Source organism: Kitasatospora sp. NPDC030952, from assembly GCF_055571335.1.
Genome location: NZ_JBVIFM010000017.1, coordinates 114,123 through 127,944 on the forward strand (window position 1 = coordinate 114,123; position 13,822 = coordinate 127,944).

General features: G+C 73.2%; 12 protein-coding genes. 2 read left to right on the forward strand and 10 right to left on the reverse strand.

All coding sequences use genetic code 11. The annotated features are described in order from the left end of the window. Window positions 1-129 precede the first annotated feature (129 nt). From ACZ47G_RS27000 to ACZ47G_RS27010, 3 genes are all read right to left on the reverse strand, one after another. Complete coding sequence (locus ACZ47G_RS27000) at window positions 130-804, reverse strand: nitroreductase family protein (RefSeq protein ID WP_465746878.1); 675 nt, start codon at window positions 802-804, stop codon at window positions 130-132. A gap of 123 nt (window positions 805-927) precedes the next feature. Continuing rightward, on the reverse strand, window positions 928-2,565 hold the full coding sequence (locus ACZ47G_RS27005; protein WP_465746880.1) for an ABC-F family ATP-binding cassette domain-containing protein: 1,638 nt from the start codon (window positions 2,563-2,565) through the stop codon (window positions 928-930). A gap of 171 nt (window positions 2,566-2,736) precedes the next feature. Then, window positions 2,737-3,954, reverse strand: a complete 1,218-nt coding sequence (locus ACZ47G_RS27010; RefSeq protein ID WP_465746882.1) for a trypsin-like serine peptidase — start codon at window positions 3,952-3,954, stop codon at window positions 2,737-2,739. Between the two features lie 515 nt (window positions 3,955-4,469). Between ACZ47G_RS27010 and ACZ47G_RS27015 the strand changes: the two genes are divergently transcribed. Next, window positions 4,470-6,077 (forward strand): ABC-F family ATP-binding cassette domain-containing protein, encoded by a 1,608-nt coding sequence (locus ACZ47G_RS27015; RefSeq protein ID WP_465746884.1) that lies wholly within the window; start codon window positions 4,470-4,472, stop codon window positions 6,075-6,077. Window positions 6,078-6,136: 59 nt separating this feature from the next. Here the strand turns inward: ACZ47G_RS27015 and ACZ47G_RS27020 are convergent, their stop codons facing one another. After that, window positions 6,137-7,633 carry a S41 family peptidase gene (locus ACZ47G_RS27020; RefSeq protein WP_465746886.1) on the reverse strand — a complete coding sequence of 499 codons (1,497 nt, stop codon included), beginning with the start codon at window positions 7,631-7,633 and terminating at the stop codon, window positions 6,137-6,139. A 241-nt stretch (window positions 7,634-7,874) separates the two neighbouring features. On the opposite strand from ACZ47G_RS27020, the gene ACZ47G_RS27025 reads away from it, so the two are divergent. Continuing rightward, on the forward strand, window positions 7,875-8,087 hold the full coding sequence (locus tag ACZ47G_RS27025; protein WP_465746888.1) for a hypothetical protein: 213 nt from the start codon (window positions 7,875-7,877) through the stop codon (window positions 8,085-8,087). 127 nt (window positions 8,088-8,214) lie between these two features. Here the strand turns inward: ACZ47G_RS27025 and ACZ47G_RS27030 are convergent, their stop codons facing one another. The 6 genes from ACZ47G_RS27030 to ACZ47G_RS27055 all read right to left on the reverse strand — a co-directional run bounded on the left by ACZ47G_RS27030 (window position 8,215) and on the right by ACZ47G_RS27055 (window position 13,783). Further along, a complete protein-coding gene (locus tag ACZ47G_RS27030) occupies window positions 8,215-8,856 on the reverse strand; it encodes a Pr6Pr family membrane protein (RefSeq protein WP_465746890.1) in 642 nt (213 codons plus the stop codon). Window positions 8,857-8,981: 125 nt separating this feature from the next. Next, a complete protein-coding gene (locus tag ACZ47G_RS27035) occupies window positions 8,982-9,701 on the reverse strand; it encodes a response regulator (RefSeq protein ID WP_465747040.1) in 720 nt (239 codons plus the stop codon). A 104-nt stretch (window positions 9,702-9,805) separates the two neighbouring features. Next, complete coding sequence (locus tag ACZ47G_RS27040; protein WP_465746892.1) at window positions 9,806-11,074, reverse strand: sensor histidine kinase; 1,269 nt, start codon at window positions 11,072-11,074, stop codon at window positions 9,806-9,808. Next, window positions 11,071-12,069, reverse strand: a complete 999-nt coding sequence (locus ACZ47G_RS27045; protein ID WP_465746894.1) for a hypothetical protein — start codon at window positions 12,067-12,069, stop codon at window positions 11,071-11,073. The genes ACZ47G_RS27040 and ACZ47G_RS27045 overlap by 4 nt, the downstream gene beginning before the upstream one ends. 85 nt (window positions 12,070-12,154) lie before the next feature. Beyond that, complete coding sequence (locus ACZ47G_RS27050) at window positions 12,155-12,745, reverse strand: GNAT family N-acetyltransferase (protein ID WP_465746896.1); 591 nt, start codon at window positions 12,743-12,745, stop codon at window positions 12,155-12,157. Between the two features lie 75 nt (window positions 12,746-12,820). Then, on the reverse strand, window positions 12,821-13,783 hold the full coding sequence (locus tag ACZ47G_RS27055) for a hypothetical protein (protein ID WP_465746898.1): 963 nt from the start codon (window positions 13,781-13,783) through the stop codon (window positions 12,821-12,823). Window positions 13,784-13,822 lie beyond the last annotated feature (39 nt).

Consider the following 13,822-nt stretch of genomic DNA (forward strand, 5'->3'; position numbering starts at 1 on the left):
CCCCTCCGTCCGGCGGGTGCGGCCGCTGCCCCCGGCGCGTCGGTCCCGGGCCGCGGGCACGCCGTGCCCGGTGCGCCCGGCGCGTCGGTCCCGGGCCGCGGGCACGCCGTGCCCGGTGCGCCCGGCGCGTCAGAGCCTGATCATCACCTCGTCGAGCTCCTTGCGCCGCAAGTCCGGCACGCGCGCCCCCTCGGCCGGGTAGCCGACCGGGATCACATAGGCGGCGCGCTCCTCCGCCGGGCGGTCGCACACCTCGTTGAGGAAGCGCATCGGGCTCGGCGTGTGGGTCAGCGTCGCCAGCCCGGACTGGTGCAGCGAGGCCAGCAGCAGCCCGACCGCGATCCCCACCGACTCCTTGGTGTAGTACGGGCGCGGCGAGTTGGGGCCCTTGTGCACCTCGAAGACCACGATCACGGCCGGCGCGTCCTCCAGGAACGGCTTCCGCCAGTCGGTGCCGATCGGCGCCAGCGCCGCCAGCCACTCCTCGGACGCCCGGTGCCCGTAGAACTCGCGCTCCTCCGCCTCGGCCGCCTCGCGCAGGAGCCGCTTGCGCTCCGGGTCGGTGATCACCACGAACCGCCAGGGCTGGACGTGGGCGCCGCTGGGCGCGGTGCTCGCGGTGCGTACGGCCCACTCGATCACCCCGTCCGGGATCGGCTCGGTGGAGTAGTCGCGGACGGTCCGGCGCTGCGCCATCACGTCGTGGAAGGCCTTGCCGCGGGCCTCGGCCTGGTGGGCCGGCACCGTCATCGGGGTGAGCGGGACGGTCGGGTGGGGCGTCCCCGCCACTGCGCTGTCAACCATGTCAACCATGGCCGACAGCACAGCACATGACGGCCGCTCCGGGAAGAGGTAGAGACCAATTCCGAAGCGGCCGAGCCGACCATCGCGAGCGGCGGGCTACAGCGCGGGGCGTCGGCGTGGGGGCTACAGCTCGTGCACCCGGCCGTCCCGGACCTCGATCCGCCGGTTCACCGTCACCGTGTCCAGCATCCGCCGGTCGTGGGTGACCAGCAGCAGGGTGCCGGTGTACGAGCCGAGCGCCGACTCCAGCTGCTCGATCGCGGGCAGGTCCAGGTGGTTGGTGGGCTCGTCCAGCACCAGCAGGTTGACCCCGCGCGCCTGGAGCAGCGCCAGCGCGGCCCGGGTGCGCTCGCCGGGGGAGAGGGTGCCCGCCGGGCGCCGCACGTGCACCGCCTTGAGGCCGAACTTGGCCAGCAGGGTGCGCACCTCCTCCTCGGTGAGCTCCGGTACGGCGGCCGCGAAGGCGTCCGACAGCGGCTCCCCGCCGAGGAAGAGCCCACGCGCCTGGTCCACCTCGCCGACCACCACGCCCGAGCCCAACGCGGCGTTGCCGGAGTCGAGTTCGAGCCGGCCGAGCAGCGCGGCCAGCAGGGTGGACTTGCCCGCGCCGTTGGCGCCGGTGATGGCGACCCGGTCGGCCCAGTCGATCTGCAGGTCCACCGGGCCGAAGGCGAAGTCCCCGCGCTTGGCGACGGCCGCGCGCAGGGTGGCGACCACCGAGCCGGAGCGCGGCGCGGTGGCGATCTCCATCCGCAGCTCCCACTCCTTGCGCGGCTCCTCGACCACGTCCAGCCGCTCGATCATCCGCTGGGTCTGCCGGGCCTTGGAGGCCTGCTTCTCGGTGGACTCGGTGCGCTTCGCCTTGGCGTTCTTGTCGTTGTCGCCGCTCTTGCGGCGGGCGTTGCGGACGCCGTGCTCCATCCAGTTGCGCTGCATCTGCGCCCGGGCCTCCAGCGAGGACTTGGTGTCCGCGTACTCCTCGTACTCCTCGCGGGCGTGCCGGCGGGCCACCGCCCGCTCCTCCAGGTACGCCTCGTAGCCGCCGCCGTACAGGTTGACCTGCTGCTGGTGCAGGTCCAGCTCCAGCACCTTGGTGACGGTGCGGGCCAGGAACTCGCGGTCGTGGCTGATCAGCACGGTGCCGGCGCGCAGGCCCTTGACGAAGGATTCCAGCCGGTCCAGGCCGTCCAGGTCGAGGTCGTTGGTGGGCTCGTCCAGCAGGAACACGTCGTAGCGGGAGAGCAGCAGCGAGGCCAGGCCGGCCCGGGCGGCCTGGCCGCCGGAGAGCGCCGTCATCGGCAGGTCGAGGGAGACCTTCAGGCCGAGCGAGTCGGCCACCTCCTCGGCCCGCTCCTCCAGGTCGGCGCCGCCGAGGTCCAGCCAGCGGTCCAAGCTCGCCGCGTACGCGTCGTCGGCGCCCGGCCGGCCCTCGACCAGGCCCTCGGTGGCCTCGTCCAGCTCGGCCTGGGCGGCCGCCACGCCGGTGCGCCGGGCCAGGAAGTCGCGCACCGACTCACCCTCGCGCCGCTCCGGCTCCTGCGGCAGGTGGCCGACGTTGGCGCTGGCCGGGCTGAGCCGCAGCGAGCCGCCCTCGGGGGTGTCCAGGCCGGCCAGCAGCCGCAGCAGGGTCGACTTGCCGGCGCCGTTCACGCCGACCAGGCCGACCACGTCGCCGGGGGCGACGACCAGGTCCAGGCCGGAGAAGAGGGTGCGTTCGCCGTGGCCGGCGCTGAGGTCCTTGACTACGAGTGTGGCGCTCATGATGGGGCCGATTGTAGGAGGACGGGGGCCCGAGCCGGAAAAGCCGGGGGCTGTGAGCCGGAAGAGTCGGGGCCCGAGTCGGAAGAGTCGGGGGCCGTGAGCCGGAAGAGCCAGGGGCCGCGACCGCGCCCACTCGGCGGTCGCGGCCCCTGGACGGGTGCTACCCGTCGATCACTTGGCCTTCTTGGAGAAGTAGTCGAACATGTGCGCCGCGACGTCCTCCAGGTAGGGGCCGGCCTCGTAGGTGTTGGCGCCGTTGCCGACGGAGGTGTCGCTGACCAGGGCCGGCTTGCCGTCCTTGGTGGTGTACCAGCCGCCGCCGCTGCTGCCGCCGGTCATGTTGCAGCCGATCATCAGCATCGCCGGGCGGCTCGGGTCACCGGGCTTGGCGGCCGGCTTGCCGCCGTCGCAGTGCTCCAGCTCGACGCCGTCGAAGGGCTTGCCCTCCGGGAAGCCGTAGTTGGCGACGGAGGCGAGCTGGTCGCGCGGGGCGTTGAACCACAGCGGCACCGAGCCGCCGACGGTCTCCTCCAGCGACTTGCCGTTCGGGTCCGGGTTGGCGACCTTGATGATGCCGAAGTCGTACTGGCTCCACGGGCCGCCGTGCTCCGGGTCGGCCTCCTGGGTCCACTGCGGGGAGACCATGCCGGCAGTCGCGCCCCACTCGCCGTACGGCTCGGCGTCGTCCAGCTTGGACTTCTGCTTGTTGCCGTTGCTCAGCACGCCGTTGCTGTTGAAGGCCGGGGCGAAGGTGATGTCGGTGTAGTACTTGTTGCCCTTGCCGCCGTGCAGGCAGTGGCTCGCGGTCCACACCAGGTTGCTCTTGCCGGGGTTGGCCGGGTCGGAGACCACGGTGCCGGAGCACACGTAGTCGTCGTTGCCGTCCTTGAAGAAGATCTTGCCGTTGACGTGCATGTTCTTCGGGAACGGGTGCGCCACCGGCTTCGCCGCGACCACCGAGGGCAGCTGGTCCGGGCCGGTCGGCGGCTGCGCGCCGGTGGGCTGGGCCGGGGCCGCGCCGGTCGGCTGGGCGGTCGGCTGGGCCGGCGCCTGCGAGGGGCTCTGGGTCGGCGCCTGCGGCAGCGGCTTCGGCTTGGCGTTCAGCAGCTTCTGCAGGGTCCAGTAGCCCTTGACCGCCGGGGTGATCACATTGGCCTGGGCCCACTTGTCCCAGTCCTCGAGCTTCCAGGTCTTCAGCTCTTCGACCGTCGGCAGCTTGATCGGAGCCGCGCCCGGCTTCCCGGAGGCGCTGGCCGCGACCGACGGCGCGGCGGTCTGGGCACCGGCCGGGTCACTGTTGTCCGGCCCGCAACCGGTGGCGACCACCATGGTCAGCGCGGCGACGGAAGCGCCCAGGACGGCACGGCTCGGCCGGGATATCGGTGACATGAGTTCAAATCCCCCTGTTGACTACCGCCATACGGCCCGTTCTCCTCGGGTGCGGCCCCGGGGCCGCAGGTATGGCAGGTGAGGAGTCTGCCATGCGGATAAGGAACTCCTTACACCCGGCCCCGGCCGGTACGAGGCCGTCACCGGATCGGCACGGGATCGGCACCGGGCCTCCGTCCGGGCTCCGTCCGGGCTCCTCCTCCGGTCTCCGTGCGGCCTCCTCTCCGGGCTCCGTGCGGCCCTCGAAAATCGGTTGCGAGCCTCCGCCGGGGCTCCTAGCGTGGTTCGCGTCATCCGCCAGACAAGGAGAAGGCCGTTGCTCTACTGAGGTCCCGGGACACCGCCCCCGCCACGCAGGCCCTGCTGCCGCGTGGTGTGCGAGTGTGCGACCTCAGTCACGGCCCCGTGGCGCCTCGTTGCGCCGCCCTCCTGTCGTTCGGCCGTACCGGTTCCGCACCCGCGGTGTCTCCCCGTGTTGCTCGTCACCCCTTCAGCAACCACCCGGGAGGCCTTGCATGGCACAACCCACCACCGCCGTCCTCTGCACCGACCTCGCGTTCGAGTGGCCCGACGGCAAGCCCGTCCTGGACGGCTTCCACCTCGCCGTCGGCCCCGGCCGCACCGGACTGATCGGCCTGAACGGCGCCGGCAAGTCCACCCTGCTGCGGCTGATCGCCGGCGAACTCACCCCCACCGGCGGCACCGTCCGGGTCGCGGGCGAACTCGGCTACCTCCCGCAGGGGCTCACGCTCGACACCGGCCTGCGGGTCGACGAGGCGCTCGGCATCCGGGCCGCCCGCGAGGCCCTGCACGCCATCGAGTCCGGCGACACCGACCAGCGGCACTTCGACGCCGTCGGCGACGACTGGGACGTCGAGGAGCGCGCCCGCGCCACCCTCGACCGGCTCGGCCTGCGCAACCTCGACCTCGACCGCACCACCGGCGAACTCTCCGGCGGCGAGGCGGTGTTGTTGCGGCTGGCCGCCCTGCTGCTGCGCCGCCCCGACGTGCTGCTGCTGGACGAGCCCACCAACAACCTCGACCGGGCCGCCCGCGAGCGGCTCTACGAGACGGTGGCCGGCTGGCAGGGCGTCATGGTGATCGTCAGCCACGACCGCGAGCTGCTCCAGCACGTCGACCAGATCGCCGACCTGCGGGACGGCGGAGTCACCTGGTACGGCGGCAACTTCGCCGAGTACGAGCGCACCCTCGCGGCCCAGCAGGAGACGGCCGAGCGGCTGCTGCGCAACGCCGAGGCCGACGTCCAGCGCCAGAAACGGGACTTGGTCGACGCCCGCACCAGGCTGGACCGCAGCGCCAGTTACGGCAAGAAGCGCTCGGTCACCCGCAACGACCCGCACATCTTCGCCGGGATGCTCAAACGCAAGGGCCAGGAGACGGCGGGCCGGCTCACCGGCATGCACACCGAACGCCTGGAGGAGGCCAAGGCGCGGCTCACCGCCGCCGAGGAGGCGGTGCGCGACGACGCCGAGATCCGGATCGACCTGCCGCGCACCGCCGTGCCGGCCGGGCGCACCGTGCTCACCCTGCAGAAGGTCGGGCTGCCCACCGGCGGCACCGTCGACCTCGACCTGCGCGGCCCCGAGCGGATCGCCCTGGTCGGGCGCAACGGCTCCGGCAAGACCACGCTGCTGCGCACCATGGCGGGCGAACTCGCCCCGCTGGAGGGCATGGTCACCACCCAGGTGCCGCTGCGCCACCTGCCGCAGCGGCTGGACCTGCTGGACGACGGGCTGACGGTCGCGGAGAACGTCAAGCTGTTCGCCCCCGGCGCCGGGGACAACGCCGTCCGCGCCCGGCTGGCCCGCTTCCTGTTCCGCGGCGGCCGGGCCGACCAGCCGGCCGGCACCCTCTCCGGCGGCGAGCGGTTCCGGGCGACGCTGGCCGCCCTGCTGCTGGCCGACCCGCCGCCGCAGCTGCTGCTGCTCGACGAGCCGACCAACAACCTGGACCTCGCCAGCGTCCGTCAGCTCACCCAGGCGCTGGCCGCCTACCAGGGCGCGCTGGTCGTGGTCAGCCACGACCTGCCGTTCCTGCGCGGCCTGGGCCTGACCAGGTGGCTGGAGCTGGACGGCGAACTGAGGGCGGTGGATCCGATGTAGCGGTTAGGGCGTGTCTGACAATTCGCGTCGCGCGCCCGGCGGGAATTGTCAGACACGCCCTACTGCCGTCGGTCGCCTCCCGCGTCCTCGGCGAGCACCCGGCGGGCCGTGCTCAGGGCGGAGTCCTTGAGCGCGGCCAGCTCCTCGGGGCTGTACACCGGGGTCCGGAGGTCCGGCGCGATGCCCGGGCCGTCGAAGGTGCTGCCGTCCCGGGTGAGGTACTCCTCGTTCGGCAGCACCACCGCGAAGTCCGGCGAGAGCGGCTTGATCAGGACGTCCGAGAAGACGCCTTGGGTGTTCTCGCCGATCCGGGTCACCCGCGGGGACCGTCCCATCAGCGCCTGGGCGAAGGTCTCCGCGGCGCTGGCCGAGATCGAGGAGGTGAGCAGGGCCACCGGCCCGGTGAAGTGCTCGCCGTCCGAGGGCAGCACGGGGACGGGCACGGGCCGGGTGAACTTCGTCGGGTCGGCCGGGTCGTCGCGCGCGACCTTCCGGTAGGCGAGGTACGGGCGGTCGGTGAGCCGGGCGGCGATGTGCAGCCCGAGCGCGTCCGAGCCGCCGCCGTTCAGCCGGACGTCGAGCACCAGGCCGCTGAGCCGGTCCGGGGCGGCGAGCAGGGCGTCGAGGGCCTTGTCCAGCTCGGCGACCTGGCTGCCGTAGTCGCCGTCGGTGTAGCCGTCGAAGCTGCCCACCCGCAGGTAGCCGACGCCGTCGGGGAGCCGGCCCACACCGAGCTTGCCACCGGCGAAGAGCTGCTCCGGGCCGGTGAGCTGGGCCGCGACGGCCTGTCCGGCCCGGGTGGTCAGCTCTTTGGTGCGCACCGTCGAGCCGGGCCGCCGCCCGCCGAACACCGGTGTCGGCTGACCGTCGACGATCCGCGCCAGTCCGGTGTGGGCGTCGCCGAGAGGCCGGAGCATGTCGACGAAGACCTCCTGCAACTGCTCGGTGGTCGTCGCCGGGGTGATCCGCCGCCGCTGCTCGTCCCGGACGGCGTGCCAGTCGATCCCCTTGGCCGCGAAGAAGGGGTAGTTCTCCTCGAAGTCCTCCCAGAACCGGTCGAAGACCGCGAGCGGGTCGTTCGGCGTCGGGGTGGTGCACAGCGGCGGCAGCGCCGGGACCCGGTTCAACTCCTTGGTGCCGACCCCGCCCTCCTCGCGCTCGACGGCCCGGTTCCGGCCCTTCGGGGTGAGGGACACCGCGTCGTTGCCCATGACGTAGCGGACGGTGCCGTCCGACCCGGCGGGGCCGGCCTGCGTCGCGGTGATCCAGCCGGGCACGCAGCTGTGCGCGGTCACGTCGTAGGTGGTCAGCCGGCCCCCGACGACGGAGACCACCGTGCCGTAGCCGTCCATCCGCCAGACCCCCTGCAGCGGATCGCGCTTCTGCCCTTGGCCTTGGCTCTGTTCCGGCGCCCCGGCCGCTCCGTCCGCCGAGGCCGCTCCCGGCGTCACCCCGTCCGCCGAGGCCGCTCCCGGCGTCACCACGGCGACCGTCGTCGCCAGCGCCGCCGTCACGACCGCGGCGGCCGCCGCCCTTCCGATACCCCTGTGCGTCATCTCCGGCCTCCGCCGAATCCCGGCCTCCCCCTGCGGAACCCCTCCGCCGCCGTGGCGCCGACGTTAGAACCCCGGGCCCCGCCCGGGCGTCATCCGACGCGCCGCCGCCGTACCCTCCTGTGGGTCCACTCGTCCGCCCGCCCGAACAGCCTCTGGAGGGATGGACGGCAAACCGTTTGACGGCGGGTGGAAATCCGTCGCACCGGGTCCAACTGCCGTGCGCTGCAGTACCATCGGCGACATGCCTGCGCTCAACATCGAGTACACGGAGCACGAACTCGCCGCGATCCGCGAGGCCGCCGCGGCGGACGGCAAGAGCGTCAAGGCGTACGTCCACGACCTCAGCGTGCGGGAGCAGCAGCGGCGGGTCTTCGTGGACCACGCCGTGGCGCTCTGGAAGGACCACCGGGCGGAGTTCGACGCCGCGTTCCCGGAGGACTCGCCCGCCGCGTGAGGCGCGGGGGGAGCGGCCCGGTGAGCGGCCTTGGCCCGGCACCGGGTCACCACCGCCCAGCTCGGCCGCGACGCCGACCCGTCCTGGTGCGCGGCCGGCCGAGTGGATCCGGCCGGGAGTCGAGCCGTCAGGCGCGGGCGAGCTTCCCGGCGACTCGGGTGCCCAGCCGGTCCAGGCCGACGACGGCGAGGCCGAGCACGATGAACTCGACCGTCAGCTGGGCGATCTGGCCCCAGACGTAGCCGTAGCCCTTGGTGGTCGGGTCGAAGAAGAAGTACGGGTAGGGCGTCGGGAAGTCGCCGAACAGCGCGTTGCGGGCGAGCACGATCGCCGCGTAGCCGAGCGGGAAGGCCAGCCAGAGCGGTATGTCCTTCCAGGCCGCCGCGTTGCGCGGCTTCAGCACCAGCCAGTCGATCAGCACCATCACCGGCGTGACGTAGTGCAGGAAGAAGGAGGACCAGTGCGCCAGCCGGTCCGGCCCGCTGACCAGTCCGGGCAGTGGGCTGGCGCCGTGCTGGAGCAGGACGTGCGAGACCAGGCCGGTGATCAGGATGTACAGCGTCGCCGCCCCGCGCAGCCGGGGTGCGGGGGCGTCCACGGTGTCGCGCTTGACCATCCAGTACACGGCGCCGATGAAGTAGCCGAGCACGATGACGTTGCTCTGCACGGTGAAGTACACCAGCGAGGCGGTCCCGAGGGACAGGCCGAGGCCCGCCGAGAGCACGATGCCCATGCGCCACCACAGCGCGGGGCGGGTCCGGACGGTCATACGGCCACCAGTTCGTTCCAGGCGATACGGGAGGTATCGGACGTCGGGAGGGGAAGATCGCACTCTACTTCCTGGCCCCGGCCGGATGGAACTCGTGTACGAACTTCGCGCAGAAATCCTCCGGGTCACCCCGGCAGCACGAACCCCGACTCGTACGCCGCGATCACCGCCTGGGTGCGGTCCCGGGCCCCCAACTTGGCCAGCACGCTGCCGACATGGGTCTTCACCGTCTCCTGGCTGACCACCAACTGCCGGGCGATCTCCCCGTTGTTGAGCCCGGTGGCCATCAATCGCAGCACCTGCCCCTCCCGTTCGGTCAGCCGACCGATCGGCCCCCGGTCGGCGGCGGCCCCCCGCCGGCCGTCCGCGCCGTGCCGCAGCGCGAGGTCGCGCACCGCCGCCGGGAACAGCAGCGAGTCCCCGCGCGCGACCAGCCGCACCGCCTGGACCATCTCCTCCGCCCGCGCCCGCTTCAGCAGGAACCCGGCGGCGCCCGCGCGCAGCGCGTCGTACACGTGGTCGTCGTGCTCGAAGGTGGTGACCACCAGGATCCTCGGCGGCTCGGCCATCCCGCCGACCAACTGCTCGGTGGCCCGGATCCCGTCGATGCCGGGCATCCGGACGTCCATCAGCACCACGTCCGGGCGCAGTTCGCGCACCAGCGGGACGACCTCGGCGCCGTCGGCGGCCTCGCCGACCACGAAGAGGTCCGGCTCGGCGTCGATCACCACCCGCAGGCCCATCCGGACCAGCCGCTCGTCGTCCGCGATCACCACCCGGATGCCGGCCACCCCGGTCCCGCCGGCCACCCCGTTCCCGCCGGCCGTTCCGTCCTCGTCGCTCATCCCGTTCCCGCCGGCCGTTCCGTCCTCGTCGCTCATCCCGTTCCCGCCGGCCGTTCCGTCCTCGCCGCTCATCCCGCTCTCGGCGCCCGTGCCGTTCCCGCCGCTCATCCCGCAGTCCCTCCCGCCGGCAGCCAGACGGCCAGCCGCCACGTCGTCCCGTCCTCGCTCGGCCCCACCGCGCTCCCGCCGCGCAGGGCCGCCGCCCGTTCCCCGATCCCGCGCAGCCCGCGCCCGCCGCCGGGGCGGCTCGGGCGGGACGGGCCCAGCGGATTGGTCAGTTCGATCTCCAGTCGGTCCGCGTCCAGGCCGACCCGCAGTCCGGCCGGGGCCGGCCCGGCGTGCCGCAGCACATTGGTCAGGCCCTCCTGCACGATCCGGTACGCCTCCCGGGAGACCTCGGCGGGCAGCGCGCCCAGGCCGGGCGCCAGCTCGGCGTCCACCGTCACGCCGGTGCGGGCGAGTTGGCGCAGCAGGTCGTCCAGCCCGGCCAGCGTGGGCCCGGCCGGAGCGGCACCGCCGTCCTCCTCCTCGCGCAACAGCCCGAGCACGGTGTCCAGTTCGGCGACCGCCCCGCGCGCGGTCTCCTCGATCGCCCGCAGCGCCTCGGCGGCGAAGTCCGGGTCGGTGCGCAGCACCCGGGCGGCCGCCGAGGCCTGGATGCCGACCGCGCTGAGCGCGTGCCCGACCGAGTCGTGCAACTCGCGGGCCAGCCGGTTGCGCTGGGCCAGTACGGTGGCCCGGCGTTCGGCGGCGGTCAGCCGCTCCTCCGGGGTCGGGCCGAGCAGCTTGGGCGCCCAGCGGGCCAGCAGCGCACCACAGGCGGCACTGCTCCCGATGACCAGCAGCAGGACGGCCAGGCCCAGCGCGGGGCCGGTGAACATCCAGGCGGGGAAACGATCCGTCCAGTAGCCGGCCAGGTCCCCGGGCCCGATGAGACCGAACAGCAGCACCACCGCGAACGGCACCCCGGCCAGCGTCATCCCGGCGACCACCCCGCCGGAGAACAGGTGCAGCACGAAGAACAGCGAGGTGCGCCGGCGGGCCGCCCAGGACCGGGACGGCCCGGTGGCCAGCTCCTCCGGCCGGGCCACCGCGCACAGTGCCCGGGCGGCGGCGCCCTCCAGCCCCCGCACCGTCGGCACCAGCGCGGTGATCGCGGCCATCGGCAGCGAGGTGAACAACGCGAGGAGTTGCAGCAGTGCTTGGCGCACGTGCCCCTGGTTCGGGTTGAGCGCCCCGAGCCCCACCACCGACAACAGGTAGTACGGCATCAGCAGGGCGCCGCCCAGCACCAGGTGCACCCAGCGCAGCCGGGCCCGCCGCCCGACCAACGCCTCGCCTACCCGCCGGATCCGGCCGCCCCCCGTGCTCATCCGGGCGACTCTACGTCAGCGGTGGCCTCCCGGGCGCCGCGTTCCGTCAGCGCCACCGCGCCCGCGGCCAGGATCAGTACTCCGGTCACCACTTGGGCGGCCTCTACCAGGGGCATCAGCCCGGGCACCGCCATCCGCAGGTCGGTCACCCCGGTCGTGGACACCTCGGTCGTGGTCGCGCCGAAGGCGACCAACTGCCAGCTGCCCCAGCCGAACAGCGAACCGGTCGCCGTCCACGCCACCAGCAGTGGCCCGCGAAGCCGCCGCTGCGGCCGCATCCGGAACACCAGGATCAGCAACGCCGCCGGTGCGGCCACCGCCATGGCCGCGGTCACCGTGTTCATCACCGCCACACCCCGGGATTGCTCCTCCGCCATCGCGATCGGCACTCCGGCCGCCCCGCCCGCCGCCCAGTACGCCCGGGCCGCCGCGACGCCGACGCCGAGCAGCGCCGCGACGCAGCCGAGACTCCGCTGGACGGCCAGGGTGGGGGAGTGCGGCAGGTCGCCGATCCGCGCCCGCAGCAGTGTGGCCCAGCGCCGCCGGGCGTACAGCACGAAGGCGGTGATCAGCGCCAGGCCCTGTACGGCGAACCCGCCGTACACCACGGCGAAGACCCAGCTGCTGAGCCCGTTGTCGTCCCCCTGGCCCGTGCTCCGCTCCGGCCCCAGCACGACGGCGCTCAGCAGGTACAGCGGCAGCGCGACCAGGATGGTGCCGAGCAGCCCGGTCGCCACCCACATCGGGAACGTCACCAGCCCGGCCGGCAGCCGCCGCCCCCACGGCCGGACGAAGGCCAGCGTCAGGGCCACGGCGATGGCGTCCATCCCGACGGTCAGCAGGTTCAGCAGCCACAGCCGGTCCATCTCGCCGGGATCGCCCGACCCGACCGGATGCCCGGTCAGCCACAGCGCTTTGAGTGCCAGGTATGGCACCGTCGCCGACACCGCGATCCAGGCGGCCCCGGTCCGTACCGCTCCCTCGTTGATCCTCATGCCCCTACGCTGCCGCCGCACCCCGGCCCGCGGCCTCCGCCCCGGGGGCGATCCTGCTCCCCCCGGCGGGGGATCCTCCCGTACCTCAGGCCATCCGGTGGATCAGCCGGTCCTCGTGGTCCACCCGCCCGTCCGGGTCCGGCACCAGCCCGAGCCGCCCGGCCAGCCGGCGCGACGGCAGGTTGTCCGCCCTGATCAGCGCCGTCACCGGAATCCCGGGGAACCGCGGCAGCGCCTCCGCCATCGCCGCCCGGCACGCCTCCGCCGCGTACCCCTTGCCCCACGCCGACGGCCGGAACCGGTAGTACAGGTTGAACACCGGCTCCCCGTCCAGCGAGTGCAGGAACAGCCCGGCCACCCCGATGACCACCCCCGGCTCCTCCCGGGTCGCCACCATGCAGTACCCCACCCCGTCCCGCGGCCAGTCCGCCACGAACCCGGCCAACTGCTCCCGCGCCGCCGCGATGTCCCGCTGCGGCCCGTCCGGGTTGTACCGGTTGGTCTCCGGATCCCCGTGGATCGCGAACATCGCCTCCGCGTCCCCCTCCTGCGGCCGGCTCAGCACCAGCCGCTCGGAGACGGCGACGATCGTCCGGCCGGAGGCGGAAAGGTCGGCGGAGACGTCGGTGGGCAGCTCGGAGGCGGAAAGGTCGGCGGGCAGGTCGGTGGCGGTCATGGCGGCTCCCCCGTGTCGTGCGTAATGGTCCGATGGCACGATAGACCATTACGCCGACACCCGCCCGGTTATTTCCTACAGGATCGGCTCACACCCGATCGCCTTGCCCCCGGCGGTGAGGAACTGCCGCACCAGGTCGTTCTGGTCGGAGAACAGATAGTCTCCGAGGCCGCCGCGGAGAGCTCCCTCGAAACCGCCGTCGATGGTGAAGTAGACGTCCCGGCCCTGGCAGGTGGCAACGAGTGTCCCGCGGGCGACCCATCGGGCCCGCCCGAGCGGCTCGTTGTCGGGTTGCGGGGGCACAGCGATGGGCCGCGGGTCGGTGGTGATCGCGAGGATCTGAGGCAGACTGCTCGTGCCCGGCCTGCTGATTGCGCAGGTCCAGACCGGGTCGGACGCGGTGGTGACCTGCTGCCGGTACGTCCACTGGACGTTAGGGTCCCTCGCTGGTGCGAACCCCGGAAGGCCGCAGAGGTTGTTCCAGTCCGGATCCGTCTCGGGGCCCCTTACGGAGAGGCTCGTTGGCGCAGGAAGTGTGCGGTCCGCGCAGGAGTGGTTTTTGGCAGCTCCGTTCGCGAACGCGACGGCCAGCCTCGCCCTGGCCTCGTCGTGCCCCGCGACGTCGGTGCGCACCTCGGCGAGCAGGCCCTTCGGGCACCCCTCGGGGAGCAGGGCCCACGCCACGCGGGAGGTCACCGATCCGGCCGAACCTCCGGAGAACAGTCGGGCGTCCCCCGCGGCGAACTCGGTCGGGCCGTCACGGTTGGGCCTGAGGGTGAAGCGCACCTCCCGCTCCTTCGTCTTGAAGAGGCCGGAACTGACGGTGGCGAAGCAGTCGTTGCCGGTGGAGACCCCGGTCCGGTCGTAGGATCCGTTTCTGTACTCGCTGATTCGTCCGGGCCCTACCGCGTCGTGCACCTGGTCCGCCGTGGCCGCCCCGTCGCAAACGGTGTCAGGTCCGCCGAGATTCGTCTGCCGGTGCACCGCGAACCCGGCCGCCCCGGCCAGGAGCAGGGAGAGCGCCAGTGTCACGAGCACCGACCGCCTCCGCCAGGTGTGCTTGGAGCCATCGCGCTC

What these genes read in the sequence shown, in the direction of transcription:
- ACZ47G_RS27000 (WP_465746878.1), bottom strand. Translation starts at nt 804, where the DNA reads ATGGTTGACAGCGCAGTGGCGGGGACGCCCCACCCGACCGTCCCGCTC.
- ACZ47G_RS27005 (WP_465746880.1), bottom strand. Translation starts at nt 2,565, where the DNA reads ATGAGCGCCACACTCGTAGTCAAGGACCTCAGCGCCGGCCACGGCGAA.
- ACZ47G_RS27010 (WP_465746882.1), bottom strand. Translation starts at nt 3,954, where the DNA reads ATGTCACCGATATCCCGGCCGAGCCGTGCCGTCCTGGGCGCTTCCGTC.
- ACZ47G_RS27015 (WP_465746884.1), top strand. Translation starts at nt 4,470, where the DNA reads ATGGCACAACCCACCACCGCCGTCCTCTGCACCGACCTCGCGTTCGAG.
- ACZ47G_RS27020 (WP_465746886.1), bottom strand. Translation starts at nt 7,633, where the DNA reads ATGACGCACAGGGGTATCGGAAGGGCGGCGGCCGCCGCGGTCGTGACG.
- ACZ47G_RS27025 (WP_465746888.1), top strand. Translation starts at nt 7,875, where the DNA reads ATGCCTGCGCTCAACATCGAGTACACGGAGCACGAACTCGCCGCGATC.
- ACZ47G_RS27030 (WP_465746890.1), bottom strand. Translation starts at nt 8,856, where the DNA reads ATGACCGTCCGGACCCGCCCCGCGCTGTGGTGGCGCATGGGCATCGTG.
- ACZ47G_RS27035 (WP_465747040.1), bottom strand. Translation starts at nt 9,701, where the DNA reads ATGAGCGACGAGGACGGAACGGCCGGCGGGAACGGGGTGGCCGGCGGG.
- ACZ47G_RS27040 (WP_465746892.1), bottom strand. Translation starts at nt 11,074, where the DNA reads ATGAGCACGGGGGGCGGCCGGATCCGGCGGGTAGGCGAGGCGTTGGTC.
- ACZ47G_RS27045 (WP_465746894.1), bottom strand. Translation starts at nt 12,069, where the DNA reads ATGAGGATCAACGAGGGAGCGGTACGGACCGGGGCCGCCTGGATCGCG.
- ACZ47G_RS27050 (WP_465746896.1), bottom strand. Translation starts at nt 12,745, where the DNA reads ATGACCGCCACCGACCTGCCCGCCGACCTTTCCGCCTCCGAGCTGCCC.